At 43.0% G+C, this 22,405-nt stretch carries 18 protein-coding genes; 2 read left to right on the top strand and 16 right to left on the bottom strand.

The window, feature by feature from the left end:
• Positions 1-2: 2 nt before the first annotated feature.
• From fliP to RM544_RS09835, 6 genes are all read right to left on the bottom strand, one after another.
• Positions 3-734 carry a flagellar type III secretion system pore protein FliP gene (gene fliP, locus RM544_RS09860; protein WP_409220070.1) on the bottom strand — a complete coding sequence of 244 codons (732 nt, stop codon included), beginning with the start codon at positions 732-734 and terminating at the stop codon, positions 3-5.
• A 46-nt stretch (positions 735-780) separates the two neighbouring features.
• Positions 781-1,152, bottom strand: coding sequence for a flagellar biosynthetic protein FliO (gene fliO / locus RM544_RS09855; RefSeq protein ID WP_311361620.1), 372 nt, complete (start codon positions 1,150-1,152; stop codon positions 781-783).
• Positions 1,153-1,285: 133 nt separating this feature from the next.
• Positions 1,286-1,756: a flagellar motor switch protein FliN gene (gene fliN, locus RM544_RS09850; protein ID WP_311361619.1), complete on the bottom strand. Its 471-nt coding sequence runs from the start codon at positions 1,754-1,756 to the stop codon at positions 1,286-1,288.
• Positions 1,757-1,772: 16 nt separating this feature from the next.
• The gene (gene fliM / locus RM544_RS09845; RefSeq protein ID WP_311361618.1) at positions 1,773-2,831 is read right to left on the bottom strand and encodes a flagellar motor switch protein FliM; all 1,059 of its coding nucleotides are present in this window, start codon (positions 2,829-2,831) and stop codon (positions 1,773-1,775) included.
• An 85-nt stretch (positions 2,832-2,916) separates the two neighbouring features.
• A complete protein-coding gene (gene fliL, locus RM544_RS09840; protein WP_311361617.1) occupies positions 2,917-3,435 on the bottom strand; it encodes a flagellar basal body-associated protein FliL in 519 nt (172 codons plus the stop codon).
• Between the two features lie 125 nt (positions 3,436-3,560).
• Positions 3,561-5,978: a flagellar hook-length control protein FliK gene (locus RM544_RS09835; RefSeq protein ID WP_311361616.1), complete on the bottom strand. Its 2,418-nt coding sequence runs from the start codon at positions 5,976-5,978 to the stop codon at positions 3,561-3,563.
• Between the two features lie 295 nt (positions 5,979-6,273).
• Between RM544_RS09835 and RM544_RS09830 the strand changes: the two genes are divergently transcribed.
• Both RM544_RS09830 and RM544_RS09825 read left to right on the top strand, forming a co-directional pair.
• On the top strand, positions 6,274-10,515 hold the full coding sequence (locus RM544_RS09830) for a response regulator (RefSeq protein ID WP_311361615.1): 4,242 nt from the start codon (positions 6,274-6,276) through the stop codon (positions 10,513-10,515).
• A 121-nt stretch (positions 10,516-10,636) separates the two neighbouring features.
• Positions 10,637-11,071, top strand: coding sequence for a hypothetical protein (locus RM544_RS09825; RefSeq protein WP_311361614.1), 435 nt, complete (start codon positions 10,637-10,639; stop codon positions 11,069-11,071).
• A 112-nt stretch (positions 11,072-11,183) separates the two neighbouring features.
• On the opposite strand, the gene fliJ is transcribed toward RM544_RS09825, so the two are convergent.
• The 10 genes from fliJ to RM544_RS09775 all read right to left on the bottom strand — a co-directional run bounded on the left by fliJ (position 11,184) and on the right by RM544_RS09775 (position 22,359).
• A complete protein-coding gene (fliJ, locus tag RM544_RS09820) occupies positions 11,184-11,636 on the bottom strand; it encodes a flagellar export protein FliJ (RefSeq protein ID WP_311361613.1) in 453 nt (150 codons plus the stop codon).
• A gap of 7 nt (positions 11,637-11,643) precedes the next feature.
• Positions 11,644-13,014, bottom strand: a complete 1,371-nt coding sequence (gene fliI / locus RM544_RS09815; protein WP_311361612.1) for a flagellar protein export ATPase FliI — start codon at positions 13,012-13,014, stop codon at positions 11,644-11,646.
• Complete coding sequence (fliH, locus tag RM544_RS09810) at positions 12,992-13,807, bottom strand: flagellar assembly protein FliH (protein ID WP_311361611.1); 816 nt, start codon at positions 13,805-13,807, stop codon at positions 12,992-12,994. The genes fliI and fliH overlap by 23 nt, the downstream gene beginning before the upstream one ends.
• On the bottom strand, positions 13,807-14,847 hold the full coding sequence (gene fliG / locus RM544_RS09805; RefSeq protein WP_311361610.1) for a flagellar motor switch protein FliG: 1,041 nt from the start codon (positions 14,845-14,847) through the stop codon (positions 13,807-13,809). The genes fliH and fliG overlap by 1 nt, the downstream gene beginning before the upstream one ends.
• Before the next feature lie 12 nt (positions 14,848-14,859).
• Positions 14,860-16,554: a flagellar basal-body MS-ring/collar protein FliF gene (gene fliF, locus RM544_RS09800; protein ID WP_311361609.1), complete on the bottom strand. Its 1,695-nt coding sequence runs from the start codon at positions 16,552-16,554 to the stop codon at positions 14,860-14,862.
• A gap of 11 nt (positions 16,555-16,565) precedes the next feature.
• A complete protein-coding gene (fliE, locus tag RM544_RS09795; protein WP_311361608.1) occupies positions 16,566-16,904 on the bottom strand; it encodes a flagellar hook-basal body complex protein FliE in 339 nt (112 codons plus the stop codon).
• A 250-nt stretch (positions 16,905-17,154) separates the two neighbouring features.
• Entirely contained in the window at positions 17,155-18,522 is a 1,368-nt protein-coding gene (locus RM544_RS09790) for a sigma-54-dependent transcriptional regulator (protein WP_311361607.1), read from the bottom strand.
• Positions 18,519-19,757: a sensor histidine kinase gene (locus RM544_RS09785; RefSeq protein ID WP_311361606.1), complete on the bottom strand. Its 1,239-nt coding sequence runs from the start codon at positions 19,755-19,757 to the stop codon at positions 18,519-18,521. The genes RM544_RS09790 and RM544_RS09785 overlap by 4 nt, the downstream gene beginning before the upstream one ends.
• 168 nt (positions 19,758-19,925) lie before the next feature.
• Positions 19,926-21,359, bottom strand: a complete 1,434-nt coding sequence (locus RM544_RS09780; protein ID WP_311361605.1) for a sigma-54 dependent transcriptional regulator — start codon at positions 21,357-21,359, stop codon at positions 19,926-19,928.
• A 199-nt stretch (positions 21,360-21,558) separates the two neighbouring features.
• A complete protein-coding gene (locus RM544_RS09775) occupies positions 21,559-22,359 on the bottom strand; it encodes a flagellin (protein WP_311361604.1) in 801 nt (266 codons plus the stop codon).
• Positions 22,360-22,405: the final 46 nt, after the last annotated feature.

Here is a 22,405-nt window from a genome sequence, read left to right as displayed (position 1 = left end):
CGTCACACTCCCATGCCAAAGCTAGTTGCTAGGGTACCGAAAATTAAATTCCAACCATCTACCAACACAAACAGCATCAGTTTAAATGGTAAGGAAACAATCATTGGAGACAACATCATCATACCCATAGCCATCAGAATAGAAGCGACGACTAAGTCCAAAATTAAAAATGGAATGAATAACATAAAGCCAATTTGGAATGCGGTTTTCAATTCACTCGTCACGAATGCTGGGATTAAGACTGTTAAAGGAACATCAGCAGGATCATCAAACTGGTCTTCATAGCCACCAATTTGTACAAATGTTTCTAAATCTTTAATGCGCGTTTGCGATAACATAAATGCGCGCATCGGCTCTTTGGCCACATCGAAAGCTTGAATAGACGTCATCTCTTCTTTCAAATAAGGCTGCAAAGCGCTTTCGTTAATTTCGTCAAACACTGGCGCCATAATGAACATTGAAAGAAACAAGCTCACACCGATCAAAATTTGATTCGATGGTGACTGCTGCAAACCGATGGCCTGACGTAAAATAGACAAAACAACAATAATCCGCGTGAACGATGTCATCATCATGATAAACGCTGGGATCAAGCTTAACGCCGTCATGATGAACAAGGCTTGCAAGGTCATGCTGTATTCTTGTGAGCCGTCATCTGCCGTGGTCACAGTAATCGCTTGGATACCTTCTTGTGCCATCGCACTGCCACTAAAAAACAAGGTTAACAAACCCATGATGAGCATCAGCGGCGCGCTACGCTCAAGAAACGTTAATACGCGGCTACGCTTCATTAGACTGTCCTTGTGATCCAGCTTTGGGAATATTTTTTGAACCCACCATCGCTTGCGCCATTGCTTGCACTAGCTTGTCTTTGAAAGCGAGTTGGGCATTGTCATCATGGTTAAGTTGCTTGTTACCGGCCACCGTCGTTGTTTTGCTGACAATTGGGTTTTCTAACTTACCCAACTGATTGATATTGTGTGCGGTGACACCTAGCAAGAATTGCTCGCCAGCCACATCTATTACCATAATCTTTTCTTTCGCACCTGCACTCATAGAAGCAACGACTTTTAATTGACCGTTGCCTGCTTGAGTGACATTAAATCGACGCGCAACAAAAGCGAGCGCTAAAATAATGGCGACGACTAACATAAGGCTTAGAAAAATTGACAGTATTGATGTGGGGTTTTGTAAGGTTTGGGGGGTGGAGGCCGAAGCCTCCGCGTTGACCACGCTACAAAACAAAAATAGAAATAGGATGCAAGACCCTAATTTATAAAGGTTTTTACCTGAGTTTTTTGATTCTCTCGACTTGGCTAATAACATCGGTTAAACGGATTCCAAATTTATCGTTGATGACTACTACTTCTCCATGAGCAATCAGCGTGCCATTTACTAAAACATCTAATGGTTCGCCCGCAACGCGGTCTAATTCAACAACAGAACCTTGGTTCAATTGGAGTAAATTTCGAATACTAATTTCACTGCGTCCCACTTCCATCGAGATGGTCACAGGGATATCTAATATCGTATCAAGCTTCTTCTTCTCAGCTTGAGAAATTGGGGCATCTTCTTGCAACTCGTCAAACTCTGCAGGTTGTGCATCGTCAGTCGCACCTGCGCCTGCTGCTTGCTCATTCATTATGGCATCAATGTCATCCTGTGGATCTCCACCGTCTGATTCGCCTGCCTCAGCCTCAGCTTGTTCGGCCATCGCTGCTTCCCAATCATCTAAGCCTTCGCCATCTTCACTCATAATTTTTTCCTATCTTTTATAAATCTTCTTCTAACACCTGAAGTTCGGCGTCGTTATCTATCACTTTGCCATTTCTCGTCAACAACTGAAGCTCAGACTTGACGGAATGTGGTCTTGGAATTTTTTCTGTTATTTTCAGAGCAATATTGTCGCGGGACTTACCAAGTTTTGCTCTAAACGTAGGTAATTCCTCTATAAACACCGTGACATGATTCGGCATATCTATTGGGATAATATCTCCCGCTTGAAAATTCATCAGTCTTTCAAGCGACACATTCATGTCCAACAAATGTGTGGTGAGCCCAACATGCACATCCATAATTTCATCACGTAGTGCCTTACTCCACCTGAAGTCGGTATCTTCTTTATCGTTCTGGACACCAGCGTCAAGCAACTCTCTAATCGGTTCTAACATTGAATATGGCAATGAAATGTGGAAGTCTCCACCACCGCCGTCTAATTCAATATGGAAGGAGCTTATGACAACCACTTCGGTTGGGCTGACAATGTTCGCCATTGCTGGATTCACTTCTGAGTCCAAGTATTCGAACGACACGTCCATTACCGGACCCCAAGCCTCTTTATAGTCTTCAAAGATCAGCTTCAGTAACATCTGAATAATACGTCTTTCGGTTGGGGTGAATTCTCGACCTTCAATTTTCGCATGATAGCGACCATCACCGCCAAAAAAGTTATCTACCATAATAAACACAAGTCGTGCTTCCATGGTGATCAAGCCTGTACCTTTCAAAGGACGAAATCTAACCATGTTTAGGCTAGTGGGAACAAACAAGGTATGAATGTACTCCCCAAACTTAATCATTTGAATGCCGTTAATTGACACCTCAGCAGAACGCCTCATCATATTGAATAGGCTAACCCTCATGTGCCTTGCAAACCGTTCATTAACGATTTCCAATGTCGGCATACGCCCGCGCACGATGCGGTCTTGGGAGGAGAAGTCATATTCCATGGCGGAGCCATCGTCTACAACCTCTTCAACCTCTTCCTCTTCAACATCGTCAACGCCGTGAAGGAGTGCGTCAATTTCGTCTTGTGATAATAAGTCGCTCACATTTATTCTCTGTTTTGGGAGTCGCTGCTATCAAGCATTTTGCTGTTTGCTAACAGACACTCTTTTACGTTTTTCGTATGCGTTATCATTGGATAACAAAACCGGTGAATAGCACTTGCTCTACCACAGATGTTTTCTCTAGTTCCATCATGGTTTGACGTACCTGCGCTGTGGCTTTTTCTTTTAATTCGACTTTACCCACATCTGTAACTAAATCGTCAGCATTCGATGCACTAAAAACTTGCAGAAGAGAGCCCTCTATCATCGGTATATGACGCTTGGCTAGCTCTTCATTTATCGAACCGCGCACCATAAGCTGGACTTCAATTTGCACAATTCTTTCTCGTGCGACACCAGGTGCATTAAAGGTGAAAGCTCTGGGCATCGCAACATAAAGTGCTTGCCCTTCAGGCATAACTTCGTCTTCAACCATCTCGCTGGCAACTTCTTCACCATCTTCAGTCGTACTAGGCTCTTCTCCCATAAATAGGAAGTAATAAGCAGCGCCACCGCCAGCAAGTAGCACAACAAGAATGATGATAATTAACATCATTTTGCCTTTTTTCTTGCCACCCTCTTCGATTTCTAACTCTTCATCAGCCATTATTTTCTCTCTGTATAAATACGAAACACTGTTTATAAATCAAACGATTCAACAACTTAATGACAGTCTTGTCAGATTTTCGACACTGCACTTACACTTTGTTGTCAGTGTTAGTATAAGTCATTTTAGGCATAGTAATCGATGCCACCAATGCTAGCGCCACTTATTCTCTGTTCGATATGATTCGAAGCGTGCTCTTCTTGACTCTCTGTTACCCCATCTTGCGATTGTTGTGCCAGATTGCCATTTGCATTCGCATTTTTTGCCATGGTGTCTTGCTCTGCACTTTGATTCTGTCCAGAACTATCTTGCTCTACTGATGATTGTCCAAGTTCAATACCTTGTTCTTCAAGCATTTCTCGTAGTCTGGGCACTGCCTGGTCAAGAGCATCACGCGCTTGTTGGGATTGCACAACAAAGCTCACACTGGCTGAATCACCATTGATATTCACTTTGATATTCATGCCACCTAGGTCTGGTGGATCAAGGCGTATTTCAGCACTCAAGTTTCGGCTATTAACCATCCAGCGGACTTTTTCAGTCAATTGTTGTTGACCCTCTGGCTTGAATATATTGACGGCTTTATCAGAGTTTAGGGTTTGTTGCGCTAGTTTGGTACTTTCAAGTTGCTGTTGTGCTATCTCTTTTACGCCCTGAACTTCACTTAAGCCTGTATTCAGATAGTTTTGACTTTGCAGCGTTTGCGCACTTTGGTTAATTGAGCTCGCAGCTGACAAGATATTGTTAATCTGAGTTAATTGCTTATCAACACCCGCGGTTTCGGCCCGAGGCACTTTGACTTCGGCACTCGCTAGCGCTTCATTAACCAAACTTTTCAAGTCTATACCTGGTTCTCTACCTTGCTTTAATTGCTCTTTCATCTCTTTGACCCCAGATTGTAAAGCGGCAATAAATTCAGTTGCTTTACCTTCTGTTTTCAAGTCAGAAATGGTCGTTTCTAAACGCTGAGTAATATTTTCAAGCGCAGCTGCTTCAGCTTCTGGCGGTAACTTGGCTAGCACTTCCAATTGTTTTTTCGCTGATTTGTCACCCATCGAAAGCACTAATGGCGCTACTGTAGCTACTTTGGCTTCTTTACCTTCAGATTTTCCAGTCGATGCAAGAGTTGAAGCAGATATGAGCGCAGACTCATCAATCACGTCCTCTTTTAGTGTATCGATGTTTGGGTTTTGATTTGGCTTGAGTTCACTATCAAGCGGCTGTGCTACTTTTTCGCCTTCAACTTCACCTGTTACTGGTTTGATACCGGCAAGAAGTGCGTCATCAATGCTGCCTTCGATTGGCTGAGGTACTTTTTCTTGATCGGTAAACTCATCCTGAGCCAATTCAAAAGCGCTTAAAGATTCATTTGGAACCGCATTCTCATTATCAAGTGCCTGTAATTTCGCATCATTGGCTTTGGCCATCGCTTTAGCTTCTTGTTCAGAAGATAATAGAAGGTTTTTCAATAAGCTAGCATCTACTTCGGATGCACCTAATGTCTCTTGTTGTGATTCAAGATTTTGTTCGGCTGGATCAGCTTCGCTTGGTCCACTTCTATCCATTAATTGCTGCAATAAAGACGTAATCGCTTTGTCTAATTCCTCAAGTGCGTCACCATGCAAACTCAATTCTTTTTCTACACCACTCGCCTTCAGCAGCGCTTCAAGCTCTTTCTCACTAAGATGAATTTCCAGAAACTCTGTGTCTGTCTCTTCTGTGACAATATCAGAAACACTGTCTACAGCAATTTCGTCTGAACTATCACTGGCATTCTTCGTTGAAGTTAAAGCCAAAGAGTCTAGTGCCTGTTTGAAAAAGTCCTCATTATTGCTTGAGTCATCAATGTACAAATCATTGCTAATATTTTTATCAGAGAGGTCTTTAATACGGTCAACATAGTCAACCCAATTGAACTCCTCGCCTGGTGCTAATGCAGCCTCGTTTTCAGATTTACCTGATTGGCTGGAAGCCTCTTTTTGTGCCGCTGCTTTCTCAGCCACTAAAATTTCGTCAATATTGCGCTGCTCCTCACTAGCTTCACTTAGCTTAGCTTGCTCATGCAGAGCGGTTTGGTGCTCTTCACAATTTACACAATGCTCCTCGCTCTGCTTTTCTGAGCTTGCTGAACCTCGATTTGTCGGCTCTGAGCGCTCGGTTGATGAAGCATTATTTGTCGAGCTCGTTTGCTTGTCTGAGTCTCGATTACGCTCATTGTCGAGCCTGCTTTGCTCAGCCTGCTCATCTCTTTTTCTATTCCTAGCTTCTTGACTCTCTTGCGCTCTTTCTCGGCTCAACTGAGCTTGCTCTGCATTCTTATCCTGAACCTGGCTGTTGCGTTTATTATCATTACGCTCAGGTTCACGACGGTTTTCAGCTTGCTTTTCCTGCCTAGCTAAAGCTTCTTCAAATGCGCTGCGTTGTTGACTATTATCATACTGAGAGCCAGCTGATTCCCGGCTCACAGGTGAATTCACTTGGATCTCTTCAAACGCTATGTTTGATGCGGCAATAGTTGTTTGAGCGGTGGCAAATTGTTGCATAATTAATTTTCATCCAAACCGTGACAATAAGACTAAACTTCTGTTTTTATTAACTATTAATTCAAAAAATACAGGCTATTTAGTTACAATACTAGGTGAATTTGCAAAGGCCGTACCAACAGTAAAAAAACGGTCAAGCAAGTATTCACTTCGCCTTGGTTCTTATTCATGAATTGCGCTACACTGCTCGGAGGGAATAAAGTGCTGAGGCACTTGCTTCAAACTAGGTCCATCCGGCTGTCTCTATAAGGCTATTTACTGTGTTAGGCCAAACAGATAAGGAAAATTATTACGCATGTTTTTAGCTCCAAGCGACAGATTCATGAAGGTAATTCACGACACAGCTTTAGTCGGGCTTTCATTTTTCATCTTTCTATTCTTGCATTTTGTCGCTCATGCCAATGAATCTGGAATGCAGGCTCAGGAACAGCAGTATCAATTTGTGGGCCAACCTTTAATTACGGTATATCCTCCAAATGAACATGGTGGGCATAACCAAAACTGGACGTCCATTCAGGATAAAAAAGGATTTATTTATGTTGGACACACAAGCGGCATTTCAATGTGGGACGGGAGTTCTTGGAGCAACATTTCGACTCCTCATGCAACACCAGTAAGAGAAATAGCTGAGTGGCAAGGAGAGCTTTATCTGGGCACAACCAACGATATAGCCAAAGTGTCGATAAGTGCAGCAGGTAAGCTGAAGTATACAAGCCTGCTTGCTCAATATCTCCCGAACATTGAGGAATTTGGTGAAATATGGTCGACACGTAGCAATGAACATGGTGTCCTATTTGTTTCCAGTCAATTTACTTTCTTCTATGACGGCAAAAAATTGCGAATAGTGGAAGGGGCAATTTCAAGTAAACACTTCATTTTCAATATTGATAATGAGTTTTGGTATAAAGCGAAAAATGACCAGCATATCAATAAGATCACGACACACGTTGAACAAGACAATATCATCCTGAATCATCAGACTTTGCCTTATACACTAAGCTCAGAATCGCGTGTTACGCAAATACTACAAGATAAAAATCAAAAGATAGTATTCGTGACTGAGTCACATGGTGTTTATCGACTAGAAGATACTGACTTACTTCAAGTTCTCAACCCAAGTGATTTCCCAAAGGATACACAGCTGTATCGCGCTATTTTCTCTTCCGATGGCTACTTTTACATCACAACGGTCTATCACGGCCTGTTTGTGCTTGATGAAAATCTGCATTTCCTCAGGAACTACATAGAGTCTGATATCAGTATGAATACGGTTTTTTCTGCGCAGGAGGACCGCCAAGGCAATATCTGGTTAACGGGTATACCGAATATTATTAAGATGACACCTGCGCATATTATTAGTCAGTTTAAAATTGGCAATCGCTCTACTGAGATCCTCAGGCTAAAAGAGACAAGTCGAGGCATTTTAGCCGCAGGAAACGGTATATTTAAGTTAAGCGCTAGCGCCAATAAGCTTCTCAGCCCTCAGTTTCTGCCACTGAGCGATAATCAAGAAAGTAGTGTGGACATTATCGAATTCAAGGATGCATTAGTGCACGCAAAATGGAGTGGAATATTTGAGCTCGAGGTCAATAAACAGAGCCCTTCACATATTGAGCAACACAGTTCAACTGCACTAAACTATGATGCTCGAAATACACTTAATGATATTTTAAGCACTAGGCAAGGAAAGCAGCTTGTTGCCGCCGGTCTGGGACGAATCATGCAAATAGACCCATTGAGTGGCAAACTCATCGCAAGTAGCTCTGACGGCGCATTCATATTAGATAAAACAAAAAATGGTGTATGGCAAAAACAAGCAATTCTTGGCACTAATGATCAGCTTATCAGCCTCCAAATTGATGAGAGCGGCACCTTGTTCATGGGGACTGCGACAGGAGAGCTTTATTATCTTGAGCAAGTTGGTCTGTTAGGAGATAAAGCCGAGCTTATTAAGCTAACCGAGCAGGACGGTTTGTTTGCCGGCCCTGTAGAGCTTTTCAATATTGATAACACTATTATTATTAGTAGTGGCGGGGAGTTGTTCTCATTCGACGGTAACGTACTACAGCGCTATCGCTCGAGCCTTTTCACTGACCAGTGGCTATCAGACAACGAAGCTATCGACAAAATTGTCCAATCAGGCGCTTTGAGTGACGGCATAGTGGGGCAAAATGAACGAATTTGGTATCGTAAAAATGGTAAGAGCGGCTATTTTGAAAGGCAAGACAACAACCAAGATCTGAGTTTAGATAATTGGCTAGAAAAAAGTATCATATTTGATTTCGTGCCAGATGGTGGTTTTAGTGACCTGTTTATAACGAAAGACGGTGTACTTTGGTTTATTAGAGATAAAGGCGAAGTCTATCGTGTGAATATTGCTAAAGCCGAGCAGCTTCCTAACATAGCAAGTGTGCATATTCGCAGTATTAATAGAAGCGGGGAACATCTCGATTTCGAAAAAGTCGCTTTGCAAGAACGCTTTTTAAGCTTATTACCAGAACAGACTAATTTACGCTTTTCATACACTTCCAGTGACCACTATTCAGCAAAACCAATCTTGTATCGCACAAGAATGGCAAAGATAAATGATCTCAGTGCCACCGAGCCGACATACAGCGCAAGCCCAACATGGTCCAAGTGGTCTCTCGAGACCTACCGTGACTTTAATGAATTATCGCCAGCCAGCTATTTATTCGAAGTGGAGGCAAAAGATGCATTTGGTAGGGTCACCAAAACCGAATATCCATTGCTGGTGCTTGCACCTTGGTACGCAACTCCTTTCGCTATTGCTATATTCACATTTCTAGTCATTAGCCTCTTTGTACTCTTTGCTTACTTAGTTCAAAAGTGGCGCTTAGCGCAGTTACGTGAAAAAAACAGATTCTTAGAAAGTATCGTTAAAGAGCGCACTGCAGACGTAAACCAAAAAGTCGAGCAACTCAAGCATCAGCAAATTTTGAAAGACAGGTTTTTCAGCAATGTCTCGCACGAGTTTAGGACGCCTCTGACCCTAACTATTGGCCCTTTGGAGGAAATCGTTAGCGAACACAAAGCGGAGATATCAAAAGACGTGCAGTATTTAGCAACGACCGCTTTGAACAATGCGAGTAAAATGCTTGCTTTAGTTGGTCAAGTTCTCGACCTAAATAGACTAGAGGCTGGAAAGTTGCCCATCAGAGTGGCACAACATGATATTTCGATGCTCTTGCGCAGTTTGCAAGAGCGTTTTGACTTGTGGGCCAAACAACATCATCAAACACTCACTACGTCGAACTGTGAAGAGCCCCTATTATTGTGGTTCGATATTGATCAAATTGAAAAGTGTGTATCAAATTTACTTTCAAATGCGATTAAGTACGCAGGTGAACATTGTGAAATTAATATTGATTTACAAATAGACTCACGACACCGCAAAGCAGTTATTAGCGTCATAGATAACGGAAAAGGGATCAGCGAGGAAGCACGAGATAAAGTGTTCGAGCGATTTTATCAGGATAAATCCTCGGAACAGCATACTGAACCGGGCACTGGTATTGGGCTAGCATTGGTGAAGGAAATTATGCATTTGCACCAAGGAGAAGTGCGCTTAGTGGATAAACAAGAGCCTGGTTGTTGCTTTACCTTGGAGCTGCAACTAGGCAATGCGCATTTTTCAAGTGAGCAGATTATCGAACCAATCGATATTCACTTGCACGAAGCCACCGGTGCAAACGCAAATCAGACTAAAACAACTGTTCCAGCATCGCTTGAATCAGGCCCGTTCTCACAACCTAAACCTAAAGACACAAGTGAAGACAGAACAACGCTGCTTGTTGTTGATGATAACGACGAACTACTAAATTTTATTAGTTTACGCTTGTCTGCTTCTTACCGTATTTTGCAAGCGAAAAACGGTAAGGATGCCCTGAAGCTTATTCAACACACTTTGCCCGACTTGATCATTTCTGATGTAAGCATGCCGGTTATGGATGGTTTGCAATTAACGGAATCGGTAAAGAAGAATCCAGAAACTCAAACTATACCAGTCATACTATTGACTGCAAAAGCAACGAAGCGAGAGACAGTGGAAGGCTTTGCTGTTGGCGCTGATGATTACTTGACTAAACCCTTTGATACATCTGAGTTAGTCATGCGGGTGAATGCACAAATCAATGCACGCAAACAAGTCCGTGATTCTTTACCAATAAGCTATTCAAGCAAACCGGCGCAAAACACACATAACGCCTTCCAAGAAAAAGTACAGTTAGAAATTAATCAACAATTGGCATCCCCTTCTTTTAATGTTGAATCTCTTGCAGCAAGTTTATTTATGTCCAGAGACACACTCATTCGAAAATGTAAAAAAGAGTTTGGAGAAACGCCTCTCAACTTAATTGTGATGCACAGAATGCAAAAGGCACATGACTTATTAAATCAACATACCTTGTCAATTTCAGAGGTAGCCTATGCCTGCGGTTTTGAAAGCTTGGCTTATTTCTCTCGCAGTTTTAAAAAGCATTTTGGCATAAGCCCTTCTCAGTCAAATAAGATCTCTTAAGTTATCTTGGTACGCATAAAAACCGAGCTACGCATTGAAATTTGCAACAAATTGTCAAATTGTTGCAACAATATTGAAATGAAGAACTGCTATTTTGAGATACTCTTAAGTGGTATTACATATGCCGTTACGCTATCAGAAGCGAGATGGTCACGGAATGAAGTTGAGCGAGTCTAGTAAAATAGATACTGCTCGAATGATGAAAGAGGGACTTCCAATGAGAAGCGATATATTCAATATACACAACACCTTGCTTACAATCTTACTTTGCACTTGTATGCTCTTCATGGCGAATCCAGCTCAAGCCAAGGATAATACCAAGGTTAGTGAGTTTACGTTAGATATGTTGTCCACAAATGCAGCCCTTATTAGCAGTGAGCAAACTTACCTTGGCGCTAACAACAGCAATGAAGCTTCCACCGCTGAAGGCTTAAATGACGCACAATTCGAGATCCACGAAGCGTGGTTTTATGTCATGGGTATTATCATTTTAGTGCTAGCCTTAAAGTCGAAAGATGGTAGCGAAAAAAACGAAGCAGATAGAGACAACAATTAGCTAGGCTGATATGGATTAACGCCGATCGACATTACTGGGAGCACATATATTCCTGTACACCTTAGCCTGATCATGGGTGAGTATCTGCCCGATTAAGTGTCATTTTTGACGTTTAATTAGAATGCAGTGCTTTGCGAACAAACTTTTGCATCGCTAGTTCATCGAACATCTCTTGTTCCCTGCGGTTTTCTAGCACTTGTGCTTGTTGATGCTTATTGGTGATGAGTAGCTCAATAGCCTTTCGGCGTTTTTGCTGGGCTAACCACTGTCGCTTTCTTTGATCAGCCACTAAAGTTGCTTGACTGATAAACTGCATCTGTTGACCGCAGGCGCGATCCAGCTTTCCAACGAATGATTGGTGTTGGTGTAACTCTTTCATCTCAACGCCCGATTGGCCTTTTTGCTGAATTAGGCGCAAGTAGTCGAGTCGATATTGCTCTAAGCCTGATAGTTTTTGTTTATTCTCTTCTAAATTTCGTGCAGCTTGTTGATAGTCTTGGGCGAACTTTTGCTCTTTCTTCGTTTCAAGATCAGCAACAAGTTGTAATTGCTTTAAATTACTCACACATCACCTACCGCTGATTTTGCTGGGCTTGTTGCCCATGCGCAGATGCTGCGTTCAAACCTTGACTCAAGGTCGCCATTGATTCGATGCAATCTTGGAAAGGGATGACTTGTCCCATCGATTGTTGTAAAAAAGCGTTGATTGCAGGTTCGGCCGCAATTGATAAATCAATACGGTTGTCTGACCCTCTTGCGTATGCACCGATGCTGATTAAATCTTTGTTTTGTTGATAGGTGGAATAAACCTGCTTGATATTGCGTGCCTGAAGCACATGCTCTTCATCAACAACTTGAGGCATTACACGACTAATCGACGCTTCTATATCAATAGCTGGATAGTGCCCTGACTCAGCTAATTTACGCGACAATACAACGTGTCCGTCCAGAATCGCCCGGGCAGAATCAGCAATCGGATCCTGTAGGTCATCGCCTTCTGTTAGTACCGTGTAAAACGCAGTGATAGAACCTTGCAACTCAGTGCCATTCCCTGCCCGTTCAACTAGTGCGGGTAATTTAGCAAAGACGGATGGTGGATATCCTTTCGTTGCTGGCGGTTCACCAACAGCCAAAGCAATTTCTCGCTGTGCCATTGCATAACGTGTTAAGGAATCAATGAGCAATAATACATTCTTGCCTTGATCACGGAAGTACTCAGCAACAGTGACTGCAGCTTCGCACCCTTTTAAACGCATGAGCGGTGAAGTATCTGCAGGTGCTGCTATTACGACCGCTTTTTCACGGTCTTCTTCGCTCAAAATGTCTTGAATGAATTCTTTTACTTCTCGACCACGTTCACCTATCAAACCCACTACAACAACATCAGCACTTGTACCTCGAGTCATCATACCCATAAGCACACTTTTACCCACACCGCTGCCTGCGAACAAACCCATTCGTTGTCCTTTTCCGACAGTCAATACGGTATTAATGGCTCTTACACCAACATCAAGTGGCTCTTTTACTGGTTTGCGTACAAGAGGATTAATCGGGGGGGGCGTCAATGATGCGCTCGCATCACAACCTAAGGGTCCTTTTCCATCTAATGGCTCACCATTGGCATCGATAACACGACCTAATAATGAGTCCCCCACAGGCAAACCACTGTCTTTTGATAAGGGTTTTACACGAGATCCTGGTACGATCCCTTTAACGGATTCACTCGGCATTAAGTAGGTAATGTCACCAGAAAAACCAACAACCTCGGCTTCAATCTCACCTGCGCTAGTTTGCACTAGGCAACGACCACCGACGGGAACTTGGCACCCTACCGCTTCTAATGTTAGCCCTACACCACGCACTAACTTCCCAGAAGAAATAGGTGTTGGCGTTGGGACTTGTTCTTGTAATTGTTTTATTTTATCCAGCATTGCGAGGGTCATGATTCACTCCCTGTGCAGATAAAAATTGATTGAATACTTCTTTACTGCGACGTTCAATGGACATATCAACGGCGTTATTCACCGTAGTAATTTCACAACCACCGCGCTCCATGCTCGGGTTTTCAATCAGTTGCCAATGATTGTCTTGAATTGTTTGTTCACCAAAATGCCCTTTCACCATTGCTAAATCGATAGGATTCATTTGGAATTGATATTGGCTTTCTTGAATGGGAAGTACTTTTATACCTTCGCTAATTGCTGCCAGTAACACGTCATTCTGGGTTTGGACTTCAACACCAATTACCGCTTTTGCTAGCTTTGAGGCTAAAATCACTAGCTCTTGTTCTAGGTCTAAGTTCACCTGCGCCAAAGGTTTGGCAGCTTGCTCTATGATGTTTTGCCAGCTGCGAGCCAGTTCGTCAATTTGTTGTTGTCCCGACTCCATTCCTTGTGCAAGGCCTTGTTCTTTGCCCTCACTCATACCGGCTTCGAAACCCGCTTCCTTACCTTCAGTAAAACCGGCTTCATAGCCTTCTTCTTTACCTGAGGCTAAACCCTCTTCATAGGCAGATTGACGAATAGCTTCAATATCTTGGGCGGTTAAGGGTTTTACTTCTTCTTCAATTTCTGGCGGTTCATATTTCCATTCGCGGCTTCGATTTAAAGCATTTGTTTCTGTGCTTTTAACTCTGGGATCAACCGTAGGTAAATCCCAGGCTTGTGCATCGTCTTGCATTGCTTGACTCAAAGGTCGATAGGATTGAGTGCTCCCTTTACTACTAGAAATAGTCATTAAACGAACTCTTCACCACCGCCACCACCGAGCATCACTTCACCAGCATCAGCTAAGCGTCGTGCAATGGAGAGAATTTCTTTTTGAGCTGTTTCGACTTCACTCAGGCGAACAGGACCCATGGCTTCAAGATCATCCAAAAGCATCTCAGCGGCTCGTTTAGACATGTTGCCAGTAATTTTGTTACGTAACTCTTCATCAGCGCCTTTGATTGCTTTCATTAAGCTTTCTTGCTGTGTTTCACGCAAGATAGCCTGAATACCGCGGTCATCAACATCAATGAGGTTGTCGAACACGAACATCAGATCTTGAATCTGCTGACTCATTTCTTCGTCCTGCTCTCTAATCGCATCCATCAACTGACCTTCAATGTTGGTATCGAGGTAGTTCATAATATTTGCAGCTGACTTCAAGCCGCCCATTTTGGCTGCTTGTGCACCGGCTTGACCGGCAAATTGTTTTTCCATGATCTCATTCAACTCTTGTAGTGCCGCCGGTTGTACTTCTTCCAAGTTGGCAACACGCATTAATAGGTCTAAACGTACTTTCTCAGGGAACTGCGCTAATATCTCGGCTGACTGTTCAGGCTCTAAATATGACATCACGATTGTTTGAATTTGAGGATGCTCATTTCGGATGATCGTAGCGACTTGTTTCGAGTCCATCCATTTTAGAGACTCAAGGCCTTTCGCTCCGCTACCTGTCATAATTTGATCAAGTAGATGCGCGGCCTTATCTTCGCCTAGTGCGGAAATCAATGCACGTTTTACGAAGTCTTGGCTCTTGAAGCCAATAGTCGAGTAATTCTGAATTTCATCAATAAAGTGCGTATGCACTGCAGTAATCTTGTCCTGCGTCATATCGTCCATCGCTGCCATTGCTGCACCGAGTACTTGGACCTGCTTGGGTTCCATGAACTTTAAAATTTGGGCAGCATCTTCTTCAGATAAACTTAACAATAGAATGGATGCTTTTTCAACGCCGTCTAATTTGTTGACGTCGTAGAGCGGTTTTTCTTCTTCAATTTGATCATCAGCCATCTTTTCTATTCCTTATTCGTCTTGTAACAACCAACCGCGCACTACTTGCGCTGATAATTCAGGCTCGTTCGCAACTAAGGCTCGTACTGCTTTCAGTACATCTTCATCTTTACGCAGGTTTGGCAGCATCAATGAACCATCTGCAGCAAAACCGACTTGTGTTTCGTCGAATTCATCGCTTAGCATCGCGATAGGATCATCACCTAAGTCTAGATCAGATTCATCAAATTCGTCATCAGCAATATTATTCTCTGGGAAGATAAGTTTCATCAACATTGGGCGAACCACAAAGAAGATGAGAACAATAATGACTAAGGCACCCAATACTAACTTTAAGATTGGCATAAAGCGCTCTTGTTCCCACAGTGGCTTTTCTTCAATCGCACCCAAATCAATTCGATTGAATGGAATGCTAACCACCTCTAAAGAGTCTCCGCGAGTCACATCAAAACCAATACCGCCTTGCAACAAGCGACGAATATTTAACAGTTCCTCTTGGCTTTTAGGTGTCATTGATACGGTACCATCCTCAGCTGTAGCTGAAGTATAGTCCACAGCCACAGAAACACTAAGGCGACGAATTACACCGCTTTGCTTTTTAGTGTGGCTGATCGTTGTATCTAATTCGTAGTTACGGGTTGATTCTTTACTGTTACTTCCTGGGACAGGAGCACCGTTAGCACCACCACCCGCATTTTCTGGGATGTTGGCATCTAATGGCGGTTGATTCGAGAGAGCCCCGGGAATGCCCGCAATTACGTTGCCAACATTGTTTTGTTCTGAAATCATTTCGCTGCGCACAGCCGGCAAGTCTGGATTATAGCGACGTTGAGTTTGCTCAGTCGCAGTAAAGTCCATGGTAACGTCGGCTTGTGCTGTATAATTACCCAAACCTAATACAGGGATCAGAATAGAATCTATCTTTTCCATGTATTCTGATTCACGTTTTTTCTCTAACTCATATTCTTTTCTGGCAGCCGATGCACCTGCATCTTGTGATCCCGAATTCAATAAACGCCCATTGTTATCGGTGACGGTGACTCTACTAGGCTCCATGCCTTGCACAGCGCTGGCCACAATATCAACAATAGAGTCAACTTCTTCTCCCGAAATCACATTGCCACGGCGAGCGGTTACCACAACCGTTGCGCTTGCCTTTTTCTCTCTGCGGGCAAACACGTTCTCTTTGGGTAAAGCAAGCAACACTCTGGCTCTACCGATACCATTCATGTCTTCAATTGTACGTGCAATCTGTTGTTCGCGAGCATGCTTCAAACGCTCCATTTCAACGCGCTGACTCACACCAAAGCCCATATCTTGCATGATAATATCAGTGCCTTGGGACGCTTCATTACTAATACCGTTGCGCGCCATGCCGAACTTCACATCTTTAAATTGTGACTCAACGACATAAACTGTATTGCCTTCTAGCTTGTACTGAATTTCGTTTTGGTCGAGATAATCAAGCGTTTCAATCAGCTCTTGAGTAGGCATTTGAGCCAAAGGACGGTAAGTCGGCTCTTTTGACCACAAAAACACGAAAAAGGCGATGGCGATACAAATCACTAAGGTAACAACCAAGGTAATTTGTCTAACCATCTCAGTAGTACCCAACTGGTCTACCAAACTGGGTTTTGACTCTACTGCATCATCTCCGTTATCAAGATTATCGGATAGTGCGAGTTCTGTACTTGCTGCTTCAGCCACGACTTAGTTCCTTAAACCGGCATATTCATAATAGTTTTGTAGGCTTCAAGTACTTTGTTACGTACTTGCATGGTTGCTTCAAAAGCAATACCCGCCTTTTCTTTGGCAATCATGACATCAGCTAGACTGAGGTCGGGGTTGCCCATATCAAATGACTTTTGCATTTCACGAGAGGTCGCCTGCATATCGTTCACATTGTTTACTGCTTGACTCAACATATCTGAGAATTGCGCACCTGAAGTATTTCCCAAGCCCGCTGGCATACCAGATTGAATAGGTGACTGAATAGGTTTGATATCACCCATCATTGCCTGCATTTCCTGATAAATTGAGTTTGCTTTAATGTCCATCACAATGCCTCTTGTGTCATTATTTTGAATTTCTGCGGCCTAATACCGACGATTGATGTGGATTTTGCAATAACAGTGCCAACTTCATGAACTAGCTTGTAGCGCAATACAGGCAAGGCTTTAGTGATATATTTGGGATAAGAAAGTGAGTGACAAAAAAATGCCGCTAAAGGCTAGCGGCATAATAGGGATGACATCCTGTCTTTACTGCTTACAAACAAGCATTGGGAAATCGTACTTAAAAATAGACTTAGTTCGGAACCTCAATACCAGAATCACGCATTCTTGCTAACTTATAGCGCAACGTTCTTGGGCTTATACCCAACTTCTCTGCAACGTCTTTACGCTTGCCATTAAAAGCTTGTAAAGCGTCCAGAATGATCTGATGTTCTTGATATCGAAGTTCTGACCCTAATAAATTGTTATCGACAGCGTCGGTATTTTCTTCAGTCTCAGCATTAAAATGTGTACTTGTGGTACGTTCTACGTTGTTCGTCGCTTCAATCATCAAGTCGTCGCTATCTATATTGCCCTCTTCAGACAAAATTAATGCGCGTTGAATAACGTTTTCTAGCTCACGAACATTGCCCGGCCACGTATGCTGCATCAGCTTATGTTGGGCCGCCATAGTAATATCGGGCACCACGATGCCTTGCGCAGAAGCATGACGCTGAATCATATGTTTCGCCAATGGGATGATATCGCCAATACGCTGACTGAGTGGCTGCCAAGTGATAGGGAACACATTCAATCGATAGTATAAATCTTCTCTAAACTTCCCTTCATCTACTGCAAGTTTTAGATCGCGATTACTCGTCGCTATTACTCTCACATTTAAGGAAATCGTTTTTCTACCGCCTAAGCGCTCAACTTCGCGCTCTTGTAGAACTCGCAGTAATTTAGCTTGTAAAGCTAAGTCCATCTCAGTAATTTCATCTAACAACAAGGTGCCTTCTTGCGCCTGTTCGAACTTACCAGGACAAGCTTGAACCGCACCTGTAAACGCACCTTTTTCATAGCCAAACAGCGTGGCTTCTAGCATGTTTTCTGGAATTGCAGCACAATTGATGGCAACAAATGGAGATGAATTACGACGACTTTGATCATGGATGTAGCGCGATAACACTTCTTTACCTGAACCACTTGGTCCTAGCACCATCACAGTGGCATCGGATTTGGCGACTTTGCGCGCCAGCTCTAGCATACGAATACTTGATGGATCTGCCACAATCGGTGTTGTGGATTCAACTTTCTGTGCCGGCGCATAACGCCCAACTAAGTTCAATAATACTTCAGGAGCGAATGGTTTCGATAAGTAATCGGTTGCACCATCGCGCATTGCCTGAATTGCATCGTCAATATTTGCAAATGCAGTCATCAACAACATGGGTAATTTAGGGTATTTTGCTTTCACACTCTTTAACAACGACAGGCCGCTCATGCCACCCATCTGAATATCGCTCACCACCAAATCAAACGACGCACTGCCCAGTTTGACCATCGCATTTTCAGCTGAATCAACCGGTGTGACCTGATAACCTCCAAGCATGAGTGTATCAACTAGGGCTTCTCTCAAGCCATGGTCGTCTTCAACAATGAGAATTTTGGTTTTACTCATATCGCGGCTCCATATTCAATTTTCTTGGTTTGAGGGGTGATTGTTACGGCTTTGCTCGCACTGCTTAAACAAGGAAGCATGAGGGTAAAACAAGCGCCTTTGTGTTGATTATTTTCAGCTCTGATAAAACCTTTGTGAGACTTTGCCACAGATTTCACCACCGCTAGTCCAAGGCCTGTGCCTTGAGATTTTGTTGTAAAGAACGGTTCGAATATTCTATCGATCTGCTCACTAGATAAACCACAACCTTGATCTTTAACCTTAATGCGAATGTAGTTTACGTCGTCTTCATTAACTACATCACAGTTCACATGGATTACATCACCCTCTTTAGATACTTGAATGGCATTGTGCAGTAGATTACTGATAGCGCCAGTTAATGCAGTTTCATTCCCCATCAATTCAGCATCTAGTGGTTTATCATCCAATTTGAGGTGGATTGATTTAGTGCCAAGCAGGGCATCTACCGCTTCAACGCTATTCACCATGACTTGATACAAGGTAAGTGGCGCTACGATTTGTTGCTCGCCGCTTTTCGCAAATAGAAGCATGTCATTCACTTGGCTTTCTAGGTCTTTCAACCGGTTCTGCAAGTTGGTGGTGAAACGGTCAGCCATATCGTTATTTAGATTGAGTGAGCGTAAATTGGCTGCATATAGCATGGCAGAAGATAATGGCGTACGCACTTGATGTGCAAGTGAGGCTACCATTTTTCCGAGCGATGAAAGTCGTTGTAAGTGACTGATGCGGCTTTGTAGTTCGCGCGTTTCAGTTAAATCAGTAATCACAATCAGTTGCCCCTTCTCTTCAACCAAAGGCGTAATTGATAATTTTACTTTTCGGCCGTCTCGCAACGAAACCTCATGACCATCATCCGCTTGTGGCTTAAACGAGCGATGTATAATCTCTCGCCACAACTCTTTCTCTAAGGGCTCACCCAACAGTTCAACAGCTTGCTGATTGGCTTGCTTAATTCGTCCAAACTGGTCTAGCACGATGACGCCAGCAGGCATAACTTCTAATAAGTGGTTAAGACGTTTTGCTTTATTCTGCAACTCTTCTACAGAGTCTTTCTCATCATGTTCCTTTACTTCAACGCGCGCTTGCGTGCCTACTCTAATTAGCGAGCTTGGCTTTTCAAGGCTGACAGGCTGAAACACGGTACTATCATTCATACCAACGGAAAATGGATTTTGTGGTTCAATGACAAAAAAACTCTGATTAAATTGCGACATAATACTTTTCTTACCTCAACTACGGTTATGCCGAGATAATGCATGAGCCATGCCAAATTTTAATCAATTGATTTTGTTAGTTTTTATTGATTTTCAAGCCAAAAAAAAAGCCTTTTTGAACGTCAAGAAAATGACAAAGGCTTTTTATTATTTATTTTTTAACACCGCTTATTGGCGGCTAATTTCATATTTCCGCATTTTTTCGACCAGCGTGGTTCTGCGCATTCCTAGTTGATCAGCAGCTCTTGCAACTACCCAATCTTGCTGTTCTAGTGCTTGTGTGATCAAGTTGATCTCTAAGTCAGAGAGATACTCTTTCAAATTCACCCCGTCAGAAGGTAACGCAGTGCTCAACATGCCACTTTGCGACAACTCGCCTTCTGGATCCTGTTGCGATACGAACAGTTCGTTCAAGGCTTCTCTTTCCTGCTGTTCTTCACTCAAAGAGCTGACAGGTTTTGGAATATCGCCGTACTGGTATTTAACAGGAAGATCATTCACGCCCACTACTTTTGTAGGATACAAAATAGCGAGACGCTCAACTAAATTCGATAGCTCACGTACGTTACCTGGCCACTGATGTGCCATTAATGAGCGCAGTGCTTCATCGTTAAAACGTACAATATTTTCATTGTCATTTTCTAAGCGATGGGCCAACTCTTGTAAAAGCAAAGGAATGTCCTGGCCTCGTTCACGTAGCGCTGGACTTTCTATTGGGAATACGTTTAAGCGGTAGTACAAATCTTCCCTAAACTTTCCGTCGTTAATCATAGTTTCAAGGTGACGGTGAGTTGCTGCGACAATACGTACATCGCACTTCATTGTCTTTGTGCCACCGACGCGCTCAAAAATTCTTTCTTGCAAAACACGAAGTAATTTTACCTGCATCTGCAACGGCATATCACCAATTTCATCAAGGAAAAGTGTGCCACCTTCCGCAAGTTCAAAACGACCTTTTCGAGACCCTATTGCACCAGTAAATGCACCTTTCTCATGCCCAAACAATTCACTTTCAAGCAGTTCACCTGGAATCGCGCCGCAATTAACAGGAATGAATGGGCCTTTTTGCCTTTTCGACATGTAATGAATGTTACGCGCGATAACTTCTTTACCTGTGCCTGATTCGCCTAAAATGAGCACATTGGCTTCGGTCGGGGCCACTTGCTCTATTAGAGCTCGCACCTCTTTTATACCATCGCTATTACCGACTAAGCTTCGAAATAGTCTGGTTTTTCCGCTTGTAGAGCCAAGCGATGGTGTGTTTAATCGTCGAAAGTCTTGGCACTTGTTTAACAATTCAGTCAGTGCTGGCATGGTGACCGGTTCAAATAGTGAACCCATCATATTTTTGAAAGAAGTTTCTGCGCTAAGTTGAAAACCAATATTGACGAATGGAATGGATTGAAATTTTTCGATAACGTCTTCGGCTAATTCAGGTACCTCACCGTCTATCAGCACAGCGAGTAAGTTAGGTTTGCTCTCAATCGTTTTTAAACAATGATTATATTCACTATGACTGCAAGCCTCACCCATAAAAGTCAGTATCACATTCAGATTATTTTTACGAACTTCATTGTCGCTGATAATCAGAATTTCCTTCATCTCTACCTCAATTGAGTTTCAAACAATATGCGCTATAAAATTTGGGGCATAGGTGTATTCATCGATAACCTAAACTTCTGTACCCAGAATAATATACTCACATGGTATCTGATAACCAAGGGATTACCATAAAAAAAAGCGGCTAAGCCGCTTTTTTTATTCATAAATGTCGCAAAATGCGCGTTTTCGATTTCATCGTTTATGAAAGTAAGGCTAAAACTTGACCTTGTTGTTGATTTGACTGTGCTTGGACTGACAAAGAGGCTTGCCCCTGGACTTGTGCCGCAGCTAACTCGCTAGTCGCTTGCGCAAAATCTAAGTCTTGTAAACGGCTTTGAGCAGCTTGTGTATTAATCGATGATTCACTCAATACTCTCGCGGCGCTCGCGAACTGATTTTGAGTTGCCCCTAAGTCACCTCTAAAGCTGCCAATAGTCTCTAGGGACCCATCCGCAATATCTAGAGCCTGTTGGCGAGATTCAGCATCTGTTACATCGATACTCAATAAACCACTGATCGAATCAGTCACATTGTTGGTTTCAACGTTAATATTCGCCCCCGCAGAATCACCTACCAGAAATTTAATGTCTTGGTCACCACTTAACAACGGCTTACCCGCGAAGTTAGTTTGTTCTACCGTTAAGGCAATATTCTCTTGTAGCTGTGAGATTTCGCTCTGCAGTGCTTGGCGATCAGAGTCGTTCAGAGCGCCATTGCCCGCTTGCACTGTTAGCTCACGAATACGATTAGCGTCTTCATTAATGTTAGCTAAACCAGACTCGGCAACTTGAGCAAGTGAGATACCATCGTAAGCATTCGCAATAGCTTGACGACTACCCTCAGTTTGGGACGTAAGACGATCGATGATTAACTGCGCCGCCGCGTCGTCTGAAGCCTTATTCACTTGTTTTCCAGAAGCAAGCTTTTCAAGTAGGCTTGATTGCTTGTCTTGGACTTGTTGCAATAAACCTAAGTTACTTGCACCGTCTAATTTGATCATATTACTTCTCCTCTCGTAAAGCTGTGTCACGCTGACAAACATTACT

Origin of the sequence: Brumicola blandensis, assembly GCF_031846165.1 — a bacterium.
In the GTDB taxonomy this organism is placed as follows: domain Bacteria; phylum Pseudomonadota; class Gammaproteobacteria; order Enterobacterales; family Alteromonadaceae; genus Glaciecola; species Glaciecola blandensis.
Note: the sequence above shows the minus strand (reverse complement) of the source record. Positions and strands in the feature narration are given on the sequence as shown.